This window comes from Rhodoferax sp. BAB1 (genome assembly GCF_013334205.1).
Classification (GTDB): Bacteria; Pseudomonadota; Gammaproteobacteria; order Burkholderiales; family Burkholderiaceae_C; genus Hylemonella.
Window position 1 is genome coordinate 507,877 of the sequence record NZ_CP054424.1, and the last position, 16,679, is coordinate 524,555.

General features: G+C 67.6%; 13 protein-coding genes. 5 read left to right on the forward strand and 8 right to left on the reverse strand.

Translation table 11 applies throughout. The annotated features are described in order from the left end of the window. Positions 1-17: 17 nt before the first annotated feature. Positions 18-1,019, forward strand: a complete 1,002-nt coding sequence (locus tag HTY51_RS02505; RefSeq protein ID WP_174251251.1) for an XdhC family protein — start codon at positions 18-20, stop codon at positions 1,017-1,019. 17 nt (positions 1,020-1,036) lie between these two features. Here HTY51_RS02505 and HTY51_RS02510 read toward each other — a convergent pair whose 3' ends face one another. The 3 genes from HTY51_RS02510 to gloA all read right to left on the reverse strand — a co-directional run bounded on the left by HTY51_RS02510 (position 1,037) and on the right by gloA (position 4,183). Then, on the reverse strand, positions 1,037-1,597 hold the full coding sequence (locus tag HTY51_RS02510; RefSeq protein WP_174254136.1) for a gamma-glutamylcyclotransferase: 561 nt from the start codon (positions 1,595-1,597) through the stop codon (positions 1,037-1,039). A gap of 44 nt (positions 1,598-1,641) precedes the next feature. Then, entirely contained in the window at positions 1,642-3,615 is a 1,974-nt protein-coding gene (locus HTY51_RS02515) for a bifunctional diguanylate cyclase/phosphodiesterase (RefSeq protein WP_254606962.1), read from the reverse strand. Positions 3,616-3,796: 181 nt separating this feature from the next. Next, positions 3,797-4,183, reverse strand: a complete 387-nt coding sequence (gene gloA / locus HTY51_RS02520) for a lactoylglutathione lyase (protein ID WP_174251252.1) — start codon at positions 4,181-4,183, stop codon at positions 3,797-3,799. Between the two features lie 105 nt (positions 4,184-4,288). Between gloA and HTY51_RS02525 the strand changes: the two genes are divergently transcribed. After that, positions 4,289-4,672 (forward strand): hypothetical protein, encoded by a 384-nt coding sequence (locus HTY51_RS02525; protein ID WP_174251253.1) that lies wholly within the window; start codon positions 4,289-4,291, stop codon positions 4,670-4,672. A 15-nt stretch (positions 4,673-4,687) separates the two neighbouring features. On the opposite strand, the gene HTY51_RS02530 is transcribed toward HTY51_RS02525, so the two are convergent. Then, the gene (locus tag HTY51_RS02530) at positions 4,688-5,470 is read right to left on the reverse strand and encodes an SDR family NAD(P)-dependent oxidoreductase (RefSeq protein ID WP_174251254.1); all 783 of its coding nucleotides are present in this window, start codon (positions 5,468-5,470) and stop codon (positions 4,688-4,690) included. An 80-nt stretch (positions 5,471-5,550) separates the two neighbouring features. Then, positions 5,551-7,209 (reverse strand): DEAD/DEAH box helicase, encoded by a 1,659-nt coding sequence (locus HTY51_RS02535; protein WP_174251255.1) that lies wholly within the window; start codon positions 7,207-7,209, stop codon positions 5,551-5,553. 350 nt (positions 7,210-7,559) lie between these two features. On the opposite strand from HTY51_RS02535, the gene HTY51_RS02540 reads away from it, so the two are divergent. The 3 genes from HTY51_RS02540 (at position 7,560) to HTY51_RS02550 (ending at position 13,771) form a co-directional block, all read left to right on the forward strand. Then, on the forward strand, positions 7,560-9,836 hold the full coding sequence (locus HTY51_RS02540) for a DUF1631 family protein (RefSeq protein WP_174251256.1): 2,277 nt from the start codon (positions 7,560-7,562) through the stop codon (positions 9,834-9,836). 66 nt (positions 9,837-9,902) lie between these two features. After that, entirely contained in the window at positions 9,903-11,564 is a 1,662-nt protein-coding gene (gene ettA, locus HTY51_RS02545; RefSeq protein ID WP_174251257.1) for an energy-dependent translational throttle protein EttA, read from the forward strand. 38 nt (positions 11,565-11,602) lie between these two features. Next, positions 11,603-13,771 carry a DUF1631 family protein gene (locus tag HTY51_RS02550; RefSeq protein WP_174251258.1) on the forward strand — a complete coding sequence of 723 codons (2,169 nt, stop codon included), beginning with the start codon at positions 11,603-11,605 and terminating at the stop codon, positions 13,769-13,771. A 9-nt stretch (positions 13,772-13,780) separates the two neighbouring features. On the opposite strand, the gene HTY51_RS02555 is transcribed toward HTY51_RS02550, so the two are convergent. From HTY51_RS02555 to HTY51_RS02565, 3 genes are read right to left on the reverse strand one after another with little or no spacing between them, the layout of a single operon-like run. Continuing rightward, positions 13,781-15,097 (reverse strand): TAXI family TRAP transporter solute-binding subunit, encoded by a 1,317-nt coding sequence (locus tag HTY51_RS02555; protein ID WP_174251259.1) that lies wholly within the window; start codon positions 15,095-15,097, stop codon positions 13,781-13,783. Between the two features lie 13 nt (positions 15,098-15,110). Continuing rightward, the gene (locus HTY51_RS02560) at positions 15,111-16,115 is read right to left on the reverse strand and encodes a P1 family peptidase (protein WP_174251260.1); all 1,005 of its coding nucleotides are present in this window, start codon (positions 16,113-16,115) and stop codon (positions 15,111-15,113) included. Between the two features lie 32 nt (positions 16,116-16,147). Beyond that, positions 16,148-16,576, reverse strand: a complete 429-nt coding sequence (locus HTY51_RS02565) for a septal ring lytic transglycosylase RlpA family protein (protein WP_174251261.1) — start codon at positions 16,574-16,576, stop codon at positions 16,148-16,150. Between the last annotated feature and the right edge of the window lie 103 nt (positions 16,577-16,679).

Sequence of the window (16,679 nt, forward strand, 5' to 3'; positions counted from 1 at the left end):
CGAGGAGGAGCGACACGATGGAAAGTCTCGATCTGCGTGTGCTGGCCGATGCGCTGGCCTGGAAGCGCGCCGGCCGCGCCGTCTCCCTCGTCACGGTGGTGCAGACCTGGGGCAGCGCGCCGCGCCCGCCCGGGGCGCTGCTCGCTGTGCGCGAGGACGGCGTGGTCAGCGGCTCGGTCTCGGGCGGTTGTGTCGAGGACGACCTGATCGCGCGCGCCAAGGCGGCCCTGGCGGCCGGTGTGCGGGAGCCGGCGGCGGCCAAACCCGCGCTCATCGTCTACGGCGTCAACAAGGAAGAGGCGGCGCGTTTCGGCCTGCCCTGTGGTGGCACGCTGCGCCTGGTGCAGGAGCCCTTGCAGGATGCGGGCTGGGTGGAGCAGCTGCTGGCGCGCACGGCCGAACACCGGCTGGTGGCGCGCACGCTGGACCTGGCCACGGGCCAGGTGACGCTGGCCGATGCGGTGCGCGGCCAGTCCATGAGCTTCGACGACCAGCGTCTGACCACGGTTTTCGGCCCGAAGTGGCGCCTGCTGCTGATCGGTGCCGGCCAGCTCTCGCAGGCCGTAGCGCAGATGGCCGGCCTGCTCGACTTCGAGGTGCTGGTCTGCGACCCGCGCGAAGAGTACGCAGCCACGCTGGGTATCGCCGGCGTGTTGCGCGTGCCGGGCATGCCCGATGATGTGGTGCGCGAGATGCTGCCCGATGCGCACACCGCCATCGTGGCGCTCACGCACGATCCCAAGCTCGACGACATGGCGCTGCTCGAAGCGCTGAAGTCCGCCGCCTTTTATGTCGGCGCACTTGGCTCGCGCCGCAACCAGGACGCGCGCAAGCAGCGCCTGGCAGAGCACTTCGATCTCAGCGCCGAGGAGCTGGCCCGCCTGCACGGGCCAGTGGGACTGGACATCGGTGCACGCACGCCGGCCGAGATCGCGGTCTCCGTCATGGCCGAGATCGTGCAGGTCAAGAACGCGGCCAGCCGGCGCGTGGACCACGCACCGGGCTGCATCGCGGCCTGAGTCCGCTCGGTGCGCGGCTAGCTGCCCGGGCGGGCAGGGGCGTGCCCCAGCAGCTGTTCGAGGGCCCGGTCATGGATGCCGTGGGCCTTGAGGCTCACATAGGTCTGGTGGGCGTAGTCGTGCGTACTGCCATAGCGACCGATGGCTTGCGCGAAAATCTGGCGATACTGTTCCGGGCTCAGCGCCCCGGTGAAGTTGGGGCTGCGGCGTGACAGCGTGAAAGCCAGGGCCGAAACGGGGCCGTGCGGTGTTTCGCAGCGCAGCCAGCGCGGGTCGTAGACGCCGGTGGGCATCTCGCGCTCCCACAGCGTGCCCAGCACGGCCGGGGCCTGCTGCCGGTGCACCCGGAACACCACACCATGACAACTCCCGCCCGTGAGCAGGCCGAAGACCAGGCCGGGCCGCTCCGGCGTGCCGCGGTTCACCCGGCTCCACATCTTGAGCGCACGGTGCCAGCCGCGCACATGGGCCGGCCGCCGTTCCTCGAAATCGAAGTCGGGCCGCCAGATCAGGGAGGCGTAGCCGAAGATCCAGAGATCTCCGTGGCCACCCCATTGCCTCAGCGTCGCGGCCAGCATGGGGGCCGGATCACGCAGAGGCGGGGGGAGCTGGAAGGTCGGGTTCACAGGGGGGCGAAGAGGCTGGAACTGTGGTGGGTGACCCGCAGCCAGTCGTCCAGCGGCTGCGGGCGCGCGTAGAGAAAACCCTGCAAGGCGTCGCAGCCGTGGGCCGACAGGAAGTCGGCTTGCGCGCGCGTCTCCACGCCCTCGGCCACCACCTTGAGGCCCAGATGCCGGGCCATGGAGAGGACCATCTCGACGATGGCGGTATCGCCCGGATCGTGCGGCGTGTCCTCGATGAAGCTGCGGTCGATCTTGAGTTCGTGCAGCGGCAGGCGCTTGAGGTAGGCCAGGCTGGAATAACCCGTGCCGAAGTCGTCGATCGAGAAGCGGATGCCGAGCAGGGCCAGCGCGTCCATGCGCGGGATGGTGCGTTCCAGATTTTCCAGCAGCAGGCCCTCGGTGACCTCGAAGACCAGCAGGTCTGCGCGGGCGCCGCTGTGCTCGAGCACGGCCAGCACCTGTTCGACAAAATCGGCCTGATGGAACTGGCGCGGGCTGACATTGAGCGAGACCGGGATGGCATGGCCTGCGGCCAGCAACTGCCGCTGGATGTGGCAGGCCTGCTCCAGCACCCACCGGCCCAGGCGCAGGATCAGGCTGCTCTCTTCGGCGATGGGGATGAAACGCGCTGGCGGCACCGCGCCGTGCAGCGGGTGCGTCCAGCGCAGCAGAACCTCCACCCCGACCACCGTGCCGGCCGCGTCCACCTGGGACTGCAGGTGCAGGGCCAGCTGGTCCTGGGCAATGGCCTGCGCCAACTCGCTTTCCAATGCCAGCTGCTCTTCGACCTCCCTCTGCATGGCTGCCTCGAAAAAGGCGATGCGGCTGCGCCCCGCTGCCTTGGCGCGGTACATGGCGGTGTCGGCGTTGCGTAGCAGTTCCTCGGCGCTCTGTGCGGCAGGCCCCAGCACGACCACGCCGATGCTGGCGCTGGCGCTGTAGGGTTGGCCGTCCAGGATGAAGGGCTGCTCGAAGGCTTCGCGCACCTTGCCCGCCACGACCCGGGCAGCCCGCGCATCGCCATCGTGTTCCTGCGCCGAGCGGGGCGAGAGGATCACGAATTCGTCGCCACCCAGGCGCGCCACGGTATCTTCTTCGCGCATCAGGCCGCCCAGGCGCTGCGCCACGGCCAGCAGCAGGGCATCGCCGGCGGCGTGGCCACGCGCATCGTTGATGTTCTTGAAGCGGTCCAGGTCCAGGTAGAGCAGGGTGCCGCTCATCGGGCTGCGGCGGGCGGCAGCCAGGGCCTGGCCCAGGCGGTCCATCAGCATGCGCCGGTTGGGCAGGCCGGTGAGTTCGTCGAAATAGGCCAGACGGTTGAGTGCGGAGGCGGTGTGCTGCAATTCCTCGTTGACGCGCTTGAGGTCCTCCTGGCCTTGCGCCAGAGAGCGCGAGATCACCAGCTGGCGTTCGAGCGAACGTTCCAGCTGGCTGAGCAGCACGGCGCAGGAGATCGTGATGACGGTATTGATGAAGATGAAGTTGATCGTGATGACGACCCATTCGATGAAGGGGCGTGACTCGAAGCCGGGCACGTGCAGGTCGGCATTCGCCAGGTAACCCAGGCTCATCAGGGTCAGGGCATTCACCACCAGCGCCAGCAGGGCCGGGCGCAGACCCAGCAGCAGCGCAGCCATGACGGGAAAGGCCATCAGGTAGATCTGGCTGACCGGCCCGATGTGCATCAGGAACCAGACACCGAGCAGATAGATCAGGGCCAGCAGGTTCCAGGCGCGCAAGCGGTAGGACAGGCGCTTGTGCCGCCACAGGACCAGCACCCAGGCCAGGGCGGCGAGGTCGATCCAGGCGATGGCCCACAACTCGTGGCGCAGGGCCAGCCAGACGCTGGGGACGGCCGTCAGGGCCCCGAGCAGGGCCACGAACATCAGGACGGTCGAGAGGATGCGGGCACGCCAGTCGAGCAGCACCTCGGGTTCTGCCGATGGGGGATGCAGCCTGCCTAGCAGCTTCACGAACGCTCTCAAGGTGCGGGACCTCGCGGTTGGAATGACCCTCGTCCTGGCGGACAGGGTGGGTCCGCACGCCCCATCCTAGCGCGACTTGCTGCCGGCGGGCGAGCCCCGCACGGCATGTTCTGCGACTTATGACGGAAAAGTCACATCCCGCGCCCGGGGCACGGCTGCGTCGCCGGTCTCAGGCGTCGCGCTGGATCAGCTCGATCTTGTAGCCGTCGGGGTCGGTGATGAAGGCGATCAGCGTGCCCCCGCCCTTGACCGGGCCGGGTTCGCGCGTGATGTTGCCGCCCTTGGCGCGGATCTGTTCGCAGCTGGCGTAGATGTCCTCCACGCCCAGGGCGACGTGGCCGTAGGCCCCACCCATCTCGTATTGGTCGACGCCGTAGTTGTAGGTCAGTTCGAGTTCGGCCTGCTCCGGGTTGCTGGCGTAGCCCACGAAGGCAAGTGAATACTTCTGTTCGGGCCGGTCGGTGGTGCGCAGCAGCTGCATGCCCATGACGCGGGTGTAGAAGTCGATGGAGCGCTGCATGTCGCCGACGCGCAGCATGGTGTGCAGGAATCTCATGGTGGTCAGGGGGTCTGTCGAAAAGGACTTCAAGCATACCGTTTTCACGCTTGTACCGTGCGGCTGGGGAATAATTGACGACTGTCACCGCCAATGGAAACCCTTATGTCCAGCTTCACCCAGATCGTTCTCTACACCGACACCGATGGCCGTGCACGCTTTCGCGAGGAGCAGATTCCGCTGAACGAAGGCACGCCGCAGTCCATGCTGTCCGAGGTCTTTGCCAGCGGCGGCTACCAGCTGCGCATGAGCCCGGTGGGTTTTCGCAGCAGCTTCCACTGCACCGGGGCACCCCAGTGGTGTTTCATCCTGCAGGGGCAGATGGAGATCGGCCTGCAAGGGGGGGTGTCGCGCGTGTTCGGTCCCGGCCAGCACTTCCATTCGGCCGATCTGCTGCCCGAGGGCGCCACCTTCGATCCGGCCGTGCACGGCCACTGGAGCCGCCAGGTCGGCCCCGACCCGCTGATCACGCTGTTCGTGCGAGGCTGAACGTTTTTCCGCCGCTCAGACCGGTACGGTGTAGTTCAGCGCCATGCGACCACCGTCGGCGGTGACGATTTCACCCGTGACGTAGCTGGCCGCATCGCTGGCCAGCCAGGCCACCACATCGGCAATTTCGCCGGGTTCGCCCAGGCGTTTCATGGGTGTGCGGCTGAGGATCCGGGTCTTGGCCTCGGCGCTGGTCAGCACGGCCTGCGCCGCCAGTTCGGTGGCAATGGTGCCCGGTGCCACGGCGTTGACCCGGATGCCCTTGTCGGCCAGTGCCAGCGCCATCACACGCGTGAGCTGGTTGATGCCGCCCTTGCTGACGTTGTAGCTGGCAATGTTGGGGATGGCCAGCACACCGTTGACCGAGCTCATGTTGACGATGGCACCGCGCCCGGCCTGGGCCATGGCACGCGCCACGGCCTGGCCGACCAGGAAGGCGCCCTTGAGGTTGATGCGCAGCACGGCGTCGAAGTCGGCTTCGCTGATGTCCAGGAAATCGGCGGCCTTGAAGATGCCGGCGTTGTTGACCAGCACGTCGATGCGCCCGTGCGCTGACAGACAGCGTGTCACCAGGGCCTCGACCTGGCCCTTGTCGCCGACGTCGCAGTGCACGTAAAGCGCACCGAGTTCCTCGGCCAGGGCCTGGCCGCGGTCATCGGCGATGTCGGCGATGACCACCGGTGCACCCTCGCGCGCGAAGCGGCGCACGCAGGCCTCGCCTATGCCCTGGGCGCCGCCGGTGACGATGCAGACGCGGCCTTGCAGGCCGTATCGGATGGCTGTGGTGTCATGGTTCATGTGCCTATGCTAGCGCCGGCTTGCGGTCGGCCAGAAAAAACGGCCCCGCAGGGCCGTTTGGGTACCGGGTCGAGCCGCGTTCAGTGGCTGATGCGGCCGTAGTTGGTACGCAGCGGATCGACTCCGCCGCCACCGCCACCGCTACCCTGGCCACCGCCGGAACGGCCGCGTCCACCGCCTGCGCCCCCGCGACGGCGACCGCCCTGGCTCAGGGCATCGGTACCGGTGCGTAGCGGATCGGGCTGACCGCCGTTGCCACCGCCCTGACCCTGAGCACGCGGGCCGTTGTTGCTGCGGCGCTGCTCGTTGTTGCGACCCTGGCCCTGACCTTGTCCCTGGCCCTGGGCACGCTGACCCTGGGGTTTGGACTGGCCGCCACGCGGCTGGTTCTGTCCGCCGCCGCTGCGCTGGCCCTGACCCTGGCCGCCGCCCTTGCTGCGTTCGCCCTGGCCGGCCTTGTTGTCGCGCATGCGCTGCATCATCTCGGAGCGCGCAGCCTTGGCGGCTGCGGCCATGACTTCGCGGCTCGGCGGCTTGCCGGCGCCGCCCCAGATGGTCTGGCGACCCATGGCGATGGGCTCGGCACGCTCGCCCGGCTCGGGACCGAAGCCTTCGACCACCTGCACCTCGATCTTCTGCTTGGTGAAGCGCTCGATGTCGGCCATGAAGCCTTCCTCGTCCAGGCACACCAGGTTGACAGCGGCGCCGTCGGCGCCGGCGCGGCCGGTGCGGCCGATGCGGTGCACATAGTCTTCGCTGACGTTGGGGATCTCGTAGTTCACCACGTGCGGCAGATCGTCGATGTCGATGCCGCGCGCGGCGATGTCGGTGGCCACCAGGGCGCGGACGTCGCCGCTCTTGAAGCCGGCCAACGCCTGGGTGCGGGCACCCTGGCTCTTGTTGCCGTGCAGGGCCATGGCGGTGATGCCGTTCTTCTCCAGGTACTCGGCCACGTTGTTGGCGCCGAACTTGGTGCGCACGAAGACCAGCACCTGGCTCCAGTCGTGTTCCTTGATGATGTGCGCCAGCAGGGCCTTCTTCTTGCCACGGCCCACCGGGTGGATGACCTGGGTGATGCGCTGCACCGTGGTGTTGCGCGGCGTGACCTGCACGCTCTGAGGGTTCTTGAGCAGGCCGTTGGCCAGCTCACGGATCTCGTCGCTGAAGGTGGCGGAGAACAGCAGGCTCTGCTTTTCCTTGGGCACCAGGGCCAGCACCTTCTTGACGTCGTGGATGAAGCCCATGTCCAGCATGCGGTCGGCTTCGTCCAGCACCAGGGTCTGCACCGTGGACAGGTCCAGGAAACCCTGCTGCTGCAGGTCTAGCAGGCGGCCCGGGGTGGCGACCAGGATGTCCACGCCCTTTTTCAGGCGGCTGATCTGCGGGTTCATGCCGACACCGCCGAAGACCACGGTGGAGCTCAGCTGCAGGTACTTGCCGTAGGTCTGCACCGATTCCTCGACCTGGGCGGCCAGCTCGCGCGTGGGGGTGAGCACCAGGGCACGGATGCCGGTGCCGCCCCATTTGTTCTGGGCGCTGCGGCTCATGGTGAGGCGGTGCAGCAGGGGCAGGGTGAAGGCGGCGGTCTTGCCGGTACCGGTCTGGGCGCCGCCCAGCAGGTCGTGGCCCTCGAGCACCAGCGGAATCGCCTGGGCCTGGATGGCCGTGGGGGTCTCGTAGCCCTGCTCGCGCACGGCCTTCAGGATGGCCGGAGCCAGTTTCAGATCTTCAAAGTTCATGTAGATGGCGCCCATCCGGGCGCTGGGATATCGGCCAGTACAGGTACCTGGGGCACCTGGCCAGTCAAAGGCAGATAGGGTTCAAGGGTGGGACCATCGATCCGCGGAACGCGGTGACTAAGCCCCCAGCAGTGTGCTGATGTTGCGCGCAACTGAACGGCAACGGACATCATTGTCGCATGCTTCGGCTGATGGCGCTTGCCAAGCGGCCTTATTTGACGGAAATTGTTCCTTCTCGCCATTTTTGTCATACCCGTAACAAAATGTTGTCAGGGCGTGGGCGCTGTCATGTACTCGGTGGAAAATGTAACAAGTACCGGGCCCGAGCCCGGGCAATGAACAAAGAATCCATGAAAAAGTTTCGCATGCGGCGCCTGGGTGTGTCGGATGATCCGACCGCCGAGAAGCCTTCCCTGCACGACTGCATCGAGGCGGTGCTGGAGCAGTCCGGCTCGCTGATCGATGATGTGATCAAGGGCCTGGACATCGCCATGCAGCAGGTGAGCGGCAAGGTCTCCAAGGTCAACCAGCGCGGTCTGAGCCAGCCCATCGTCGAGGACTTGCGCCGCCAGGCTGAGGCCGTGCGCGCCACTTTCGGCGTGCAGTTGCGCCTGGCGATCTACCGCAGCGGCAGCCATGCCAGCGACCCGGAGGCGCTGGTGCGCTTCGAGGACATCCAGTTGCTCGACGAGGGCCAGCTCGACGCCAACATCGAGTTCGCCATGGCGCAGCAGGAGATCCAGATGGCGGTGGACGAGGTGATGCCGCCGCTCAATGCGCTGATCAGCAGCCTGATGGGCTGGATGTCGGTGCAGGCCCACCTCAACCCCCTGCGCCCCGAGACCTTTGCCCGTGCCCTGCGCGAAACCCTGCTGCAACACGTGCCCAGCGAGCAGGCGCGCACCGCACTGATCACCCCGGCCGCCGGCATCATGGGCCACAGCCTGCGTACGCTCTACAAGGAGCTGGGCGACTGGCTGCGTTCGCAGGGGATCGAGCCGGTGGTGCCGCTGCTGACCTCCGCCGCGCCGGCGCCGGGCGGCACGCCGGTCGAGCACCCGGTCACCCGCACCATGCTCACGCTGGACAAGCTGCGCCGCCTGTTGACGGCAGAGATCGATCTCAGCGGTGGGGCCAACCGGAGAACGGATTTCCTGCACACGGTGCCGGCCTCCATGGTGGCGCTGGAAGACCTGCGCATGGTTGAACCCATGATCAAGCGCCTGAGCGAACGCGCCCTCACGGAGGCCAAGGCCACGGCCAAGGGGGCCGGCAAGAACATGAATCGTGAGCTGGGCCAGCAATTGGGCGAGGAGGTGGTGCGTCTCATGCTGGAGAACCTGGGCAAGGACCAGCGCCTGTTGCCACCGGTGCGGGCCCAGGTCAAGGAGCTGGAGCCTCTGCTGTTGCGCCTGGCCCAGGCCGATCCGCGTTTCTTCAGTGAGCGCAAGCACCCGGCGCGCCAGTTCCTGGACCGCATCACGCACCAGAGCCTGGGTTACAAGACCGAGAACGACGAGCGTTTCCAGCGCTTTCTCAAGATGGTGTCATCGTCGGTGCTCGAGCTGCTGGGCAGCGACGGTCAGCCCGAGTCCTTTGCCCGGGCGCTGACCATGCTGGACGCCCAGTGGTCGCGTGTGGACCTGGAACTGCGCGCGAAGCAGGAAGACGCCGCACGCGCGCTGATGCATGCCGAGCAGCGCAACATGCTGGCGCAGCGGCTGGTGGCGGATTTCCAGGAGCGCCTGCGCGAGAAGAAGGTCCCGGATTTCGTGGTGGCCTTCCTGTGCGGCCCCTGGGCCCAGGTGGTGGCCGAATCGCAGCTGCGCAACGCCGACGGCACGACCGACGCCCAGGGTTACCTGGACCTGGTGGATGACCTGATCTGGAGCGTGCAGGTCAAGCTGGCGCGGCGCAACCGGGACCGCCTGGTGCAGCTGGTGCCCAATCTGCTGGTCAAGCTGCGCCATGGCTTGCTGCTCATCGAATACCCGCCGGAGCGCATCCCGCGTTTCCTGGACCAGCTGATCGCCCTGCACGAGAAGGCCTTCGAGGCGCCCAAGATCAAGGCGCCCGCGCCGACCAAGGCGACCAGGCCGACCCAGGCGCCAGCCGACCTGGGAGACCCCATGGACGGCCTGGAGGTGACCGAGCTCGAGGGCATGCCCGACGAACTGCCCGAGGAGTTTTCGCAGGATTCGGGCGAGGAGAGCACCGGCTTCGGCGTCATCGAGGCGGCCGACGCCGACCAGATCTGGATGGCCGGCCACGAGGCCGACGAGGCCGGTTACCTGCCCGAGGGGGATGTCATGCCGGCCACGGCGCCCGGTGGCGCGTCCGTGTCCAGCGCCTGGAACGCGGCCGATCTGGCCATCGGCTGCTGGGTCGAGCTGCAGCTCAAGGGCGAGTGGGTTCGCGCCCAGCTGACCTGGGCCAGCCCGCACCGCACGCTCTTCATGTTCATCTCGGGCAAGGGGCTGGCGCACTCCATGTCGCGCCGCACCATGGAGCAGCTGCGCACGCGCGGCATCATGCGCATCGTGTCCGAGCGCCACATGGTGGACAACGCGCTGGACGCCGTGGCCCAGGCGGCCCTGCTGAACGCCCGCAACCCGCCCAAATCCTGAACGGAGCGGCCCGGGGCCTGTCGGGCGGGGATAATGCGGGTTTTACCCCCGCAGAATTCACCGCTCATGGCCCAATACGTCTTTTCCATGAACCGCCTCGGCAAGATCATTCCGCCGAAGCGTTACATCCTCAAGGACATCTCCCTGTCCTTCTTCCCCGGCGCCAAGATCGGCGTGCTGGGCCTCAACGGCTCGGGCAAGTCCACCCTGCTCAAGATCATGGCCGGCGTGGACAAGGAGTTCGAGGGCGAGGCCATCCCCATGGCCGGCCTGAAGATCGGCTACCTGCCGCAGGAGCCGCAGCTCGACCCCAATGAAACCGTGCGCCAGGCCGTCGAAGGCGGCATGGGTGAATCCAAGGCCGCCCAGGCCCGGCTGGAAGAGGTGTACGCGGCCTACGCGGACGAGAACGCCGACTTCGATGCCCTGGCCGCCGAGCAGGCCAAGCTCGAAGCCATCATCGCCACCGCCGGCGACGGCGGCGAGCACCAGCTGGAGATCGCCGCCGACGCGCTGCGCCTGCCGCCCTGGGACGCCGTGATCGGCAAGCTCTCCGGCGGCGAGAAGCGCCGGGTGGCCCTGTGCCGCCTGCTGCTGTCCAAACCCGACATGCTGTTGCTGGACGAGCCGACCAACCACCTGGACGCCGAATCGGTGGACTGGCTGGAGCAGTTCCTGCAGCGTTATTCCGGCACCGTGGTGGCCATCACCCACGACCGCTACTTCCTGGACAACGCAGCCGAATGGATCCTGGAAATGGACCGGGGCTCGGGCATTCCCTACAAGGGCAACTACAGCGAGTGGCTGCAGCAGAAGCAGGCCCGCCTGGAGCAGGAGCAGAAGGGCGAAGAGTCCCGCGCCAAGGCCCTGAAGAAGGAGCTGGAGTGGGCACGCCAGAACCCCAAGGCACGCCAGGCCAAGAGCAAGGCCCGCCTGGCCCGCTTCGAGGAACTGAGCGATTTCGAATACCAGAAGCGCAACGAGACGCAGGAAATCTTCATCCCCGTGGCGGATCGCCTGGGCAATGAAGTCATCGAGTTCAAGAACGTCAGCAAGTCCTTTGGCGACCGCCTGCTGATCGACAACCTGAGCTTCAAGGTGCCCGCGGGCGCCATCGTCGGCATCATCGGCCCCAACGGCGCCGGCAAGTCGACTCTGTTCAAGCTGATCGCCGGTAAGGAAAAGCCGGACAGCGGCGAGGTCAAGATCGGCCAGACCGTGAAGATGGCCTTCGTCGACCAGACGCGTGACGACCTGTCCAACGAGAAGACCGTCTGGGAAGACGTGTCCGGCGGACTGGACATCCTGACCGTGGGCAAGTTCCAGATGGCCAGCCGCGCCTACTGCGGCCGTTTCAACTTCAACGGCGGCGACCAGCAGAAACGCGTGGGCACGCTGTCGGGCGGCGAGCGCGGACGCCTGCACCTGGCCAAGACCCTGATCGCCGGCGGTAACACCCTGCTGCTGGACGAGCCCTCCAACGATCTGGACGTGGAAACCCTGCGTGCGCTGGAAGACGCGCTGCTGGAGTTCGCCGGCTCTGTCATGGTCATCAGCCACGACCGCTGGTTCCTGGACCGCATCTGTACCCACATCCTGGCCGCCGAAGGCGACAGCCAGTGGACCTTCTTCGACGGCAACTACCAGGAGTACGAGGCCGACAAGAAGAAGCGCCTGGGTGAAGAGGGCGCCAAGCCGCACCGGGTGCGCTTCAAGGCGCTCAAATAAGCTAGCCGCCTCCATCGTCCCTCCAGCAGGAACAGACCATGAGCCCACGTCCACCAGCGGTTGCCCGCAGTACCCAGCTCGATGGCCTGATCTGGGAGGCTTCGCGCCGCGGGCTGGACGTCATGGACAGCCTGCTGCGTCAGACGCGAGAGACCTTGCAGCGTCAGATCGACCAGACACGTGACCTGCTGGCACGTGATGCGCGCGCCCGGGTGGTCTCCGCCCTGGCGCAGTCTGCGCCGGAAATGCGTGCGCGCTTCCCCGAGGCCCTGCAGCGCTCCTTCGAGCGCGAACTGGGGGACGGCCCGGTGACGACCACCCTGGACGCCGGACCGTCCAGCATCAAGTTTGAGCAACTCGAACTGATGGACGAGCAGGAAGTGCAGACGCGCATCAGCGCCGTGCGCGGCCTGCAGCAGGCGCTGATGGATGCCGAGAACGAACTGACCGAACTCAACACCCTGGTCAGCGCCATCCTGGGCTTCGACCAGGTGCGTCCGGAGCGCAATCCCTTCCGGCCCGAGGTCTACGTTGAAGCCCTGCAGGGCCTGATCAGCGAGATGCAGGGCGACAGCGCGGTGCAGACCCAGTGCCGCCAGGTCATGGTGCCCCTGCTGGGCAAGAGCCTGCGTCCGGTCTACCAGGAATTGCTGGCCTATCTGAAGGTGCAGAAAGTCCAGCCGGTGGGTTATGTCATCCAGCGCACGGCGTCCTCCGGCGCGGCGGGCGCCAGGCCTGTGCCGAACCAGGTGTCGCCGGCCCGGGAGACCATGGCGGGCCGGCCGGCACCGGGGCCGTCGCTGGGGCAGCCGCAGGGTCTGCAGGGTGGTCTTGCACAACAGGCGGTTGCCGGCCAGTTGACCGTGCAGCAACTGCATGGGCTCGTCTCGGGCGCCACGCCGGACGCCGACCAGCTGGTGCAGGAAGTGGTCCAGCTCATCCTGGCCGGCATCACCGGCGACGAGCGCATCCTGCCGCCGGTGCGTGAGCTCATCGCCGGGCTCAAGCCGGCCCTGCTGCAACTGGCCCGCAACGACCTGCACTTCTTCAGCGACAAGCAGCACCCGGCGCGCCTGCTGCTGGAGGAGCTGGCGCAACACAGCTTCGCTTACGAAAGCGTCGCGGCTGAAGGTTTCGACGAATTCCTGGCCGACATGCGCGAGACGCTGGTGCGCCTGGACCCGGCCGCCGGTGCGTCCGAGACCTTCGAGCGCGTGCTGGTGCGCCTGCGCCATATCTGGTCGCAGGCCGAGCAACGCCGCCAGGTGCAGCAGCAGGCCGCCGTGCAGGCCCTGCAGCAGGCCGAAAAGCGCAACCAGCTGGCCAACCAGATTGCGCAGCACATCCGCAAGCAGCCCGGTACCGTGCTGGTGCCCGACCTGGTGGTGGATTTCGCCTGCGGCCCCTGGGCCCAGGTCATGGCGCAGGCCCAGATCGAGGGCAAGGTCGACCAGCCCGGCGAGCCCGACCACGTGGCCCTGCTCGAAGACCTGTTCTGGAGCGTGCGCCCCGACCAGACCCGACAGCAACCCGCACAACTTGCCAAACTCATCCCGCAGCTGGTGCAGGGACTGCGTCGGGGCCTGGAGCGCATCCATTACCCGTCCGAGCAGTTGCAGCATTTCCTCGACCAGTTGTTCGCCCTGCACCAGGGCGGGCTCGATGGTGTGTCCGCTGCACGCAGCCAGAAACTGGTACCCCAGCAGCCGGTGGCCCGGACCTGGCTGGCGCCCGAGGAAGCACGGGATTCCGGCTTCATGGACGACCTGGGGGGCAGTGAAACACCCGACTTTGCGTCCACGGTGCCGGCAGACTTCCCCGGCGAATTCCCGGCGACCGAGCCCATGGGGCTGGTGGAGCGGGAGATCGATACCGGGCAGGCACCGCTGGAGAGCGCGGCAGCGTCGCCACTGCTCTCGCTCGACCATTTGCAGCAGGGCGGCTGGATCGAGTTGCTGGTGGGCGGGCACTGGACGCGCCTGCAACTGGCCTGGGTCAACGAGTCGGCCACGCTGTGCCTGTTCTCCAGTGCCAGCGGCTCCAACCACTCGATGACACGGCGCATGTTCGACCGCCTGGTGGCGCAGGCGCAGTTGCGCCTGGTGGCACAGGGGCCGGTGGTCGAGCGCGCCTTTGATGCTGTGGCCGAGCTGGCCATGCGCAACAGCGTCTACATGGACATTCAGGCCGACCCACCACCGGCCTGAGGTCCCGCCTCAGCCGCGTTGCAGGCGGCTGCGCACCATCTCGATGTAGTTGCGCAGGGCGTAGAGCTCGTCGGTATACGACAGCGGTACCTTCACCCGGGTTGCGCGCACTTCCAGCTGGTTCAGCGCCTGCAGCAGTTCCTCGCGTGTGCCGTTGCCGGACTGCATGCGTTCCTCGATCTGGCGCAGCTGTCCGTACCAGCGGAACACACGCGAGCGGATGCGGAACTCGTAGAGTGGCGGCACGATGCGGCTCAGCGGCAGCAGGATGGCGATGATGATGCCCAGCGCCAGCCACATGCGTTCCAGCAGATTGGCCAGCGTGAAGGACAGGTAGCGCTGCAGCAGCGGCACGCCGTTCTTGAGCGCGCGCTCGGCTTCCTGGGCCAGCGGGAACTCGGTCTGCCCGGCGTTCGGGAATTCACGTGCACGGTTGAACCAGCCGGCCGGTCCGTGCAGCTTGAGCGCGGCCTGCGAGAAGAGCTGCAACAGCGCCGGGTGCACGTCGGGTGTGGCCAGCAGCGTGGTGGTGGTGGCGATCAGTCGTACATCCTGCGCCGGGATGTCCCGCGCCAGGTCCACCACACCGCGCGGCAGCGTGACCGGTGTGAGAAAGGCGAAGCGGCGTGCATAGGCCTCACTCTGGCTGAAATCCATCAGGCGCACGTCCGGCGTCTGCAGCAGCATCTGCACCATCAGCGATTCCGGCGCGGAGGCCAGCACCAGCGCGTCGATCTCGCCAGCCAGCAGCGCCATCACTGCCGGGGTCTGGTCCAGGCGCGAGAGCTGCATGCTATTGGGGGCGATGCGGTTGGCCTCGAACAGCCGTTCCATCAGGCGCGGCACGCCGCTGCCCTCGGCGCCCACGTTCAGGCGCAGGCCCTTGAGTTCACCCAGCGCGGCTAGCGTGCCCTGGCGCTTCACCTTGCGCGCGGCGTCGGCGCGGTAGAACAGCCAGACCGGCTCCACAAAGAGGCTGCCCAGCGATTCGAGCTCGTCGTCTTCCGTCGGCGTGGCCGTGCCGCCCTGCACGAAGCCGATGTCCACTTCGCCCGCACGCAGCAGGGCCAGGTTGTCCGCTGCGCCCTGGCTGGGCCGCAGCGTCACCTGGATGCCGTAGCCCGCCAGGGACTGGGCATAACGCTTGCCCAGTTCGTCATAGGCACTTTGGGCCGGCCCGGTGGCCAGCGTGATGCGCTTTGGCGGCATCGGGTCCAGCCACCAGTAGGCCAGCGTCAGCAGCAGCAGGGCCAGCAGCACAAAGGGCGCGGCCGAGGCCCAGAGGTCGCGCAGCGAGAGCAGGGTGTGGCGCAGGACAGCCGGCATGCGTATGTATGCTTCAGCTCGATGCAAGTTCGGCCGCGCTGGGCCAGTGCTGCTCGCCAACCGTCAGGCCCTGCGCCGCCTGCACTGCATTGACCACGGCGCGTGCGGTGGCCTCGGCTGCCAGCGTGGCCAGCAGCAGCATGTCTGCCTCCTTGCCGCTGGTCCCGGTGCCCAGCGCGAACAGCGTGTCGCCGTCGAGCATCGTGTGCACGGGGTTGATGCTGCGGGCCAGCCCGTCGTGAGCCACCTGGGCCAGGCGCTGGGCCTGGGCCTTGGTCAATACCGCGTCGGTGGCGATCACGCCGATGGTGGTGTTGTTGCCGGCCAGCAGGTGCTGCGGCATGTGGCCGGCCAGCAGGGCATCGCGTGTGTTCTGCAGCGTCTTGCCGTCGCGTGTGCGGGCACCGGCGATCACGCGGCCTGTCGCCGGTTCCAGCACGTCGCCCACGGCATTGCAGACCACCAGCGCACCCACGGTGACACCGCCGGCGCTGACCGAGGCCGTGCCCACGCCGCCCTTCATCGCGCGAGCCATGCCCAGCAGCTTGCCCACCAGCGCACCGCTGCCCGCACCCACATTGCCCTGGGCTGGCGCGCTGCGGCTTGCAGCCCCGCAGGCGTGGTAGCCGGACTGCGCATCAGGGCGGATACGGCCGTCGCCCACGCCCAGGTCGAAGACCACGGCCGCCGGCACGATGGGCACCAGGCCGTGGCCGGTGTCCAGGCCGATGTCGTTTTCTTCCAGCCAGCGCATCACGCCGCCGGCTGCGTCCAGGCCCCAGGCGCTGCCGCCCGCCAGCAGCACGGCGTGCACATGGGGCACCAGGTTGCCGGGGTGCAGCAGATCGGTTTCGCGTGTGCCGGGCGCGGCACCGCGCACGTCCACGCCGCCCACGGCGCCATGGCGTGCCAGCACCACGCTGCAGCCGGTGGGCCGGCGCGTGTCGCTGTGGTGTCCGACCTCGATGCCGGCCACGTCGGTGATGGCGCCCGGGTAGGGCAGGTGCGTGGGATTCATGCGCCGATTATGCGCAGCACAGGCGCGTGGGCCTAATCGATGACCTGGATGCGCACCGGCACCACGCCGGCATTCAGGCTGGCGATGGACTTGAAGGCCGAACTGGAGAGGTCGATCACGCGCCCCTTCACAAAAGGCCCACGGTCGTTCACGCGCACCTGCACGCTTTTGCCGGTCTGCGTGTTGGTGACCTTGAGCCGCGTGCCGAAAGGCAGGGTGCGGTGTGCCGCCGTCAGCTTGGCCTGGTCGAAACGCTCGCCGTTGGCCGTCTTGCGGCCGTGGAACTCATTACCGTAATAAGAGGCCTGGCCCGATTCGCTGTGGCCGCTGGCCACGCTGCCGCCGGATTTGGGGGTGCTGCTGCAGCCCGCGAGGACCAGCAGGGCCAGCGCGCACAGCCCCCCGGCCAGCCAGCGGGCCGGATGGTCACGGAGTTCCTGGTGCAGGGTGGTAGCGGTCATGCGCTCCACTATAGCGACTGGCCTGGCCCGGAGGATGCGCGCGGGGCCTGCTTGTTGCAAGCGTGCTGCAGTGGGTCGATGGAAGGTCGTCCGCCCCGACGGG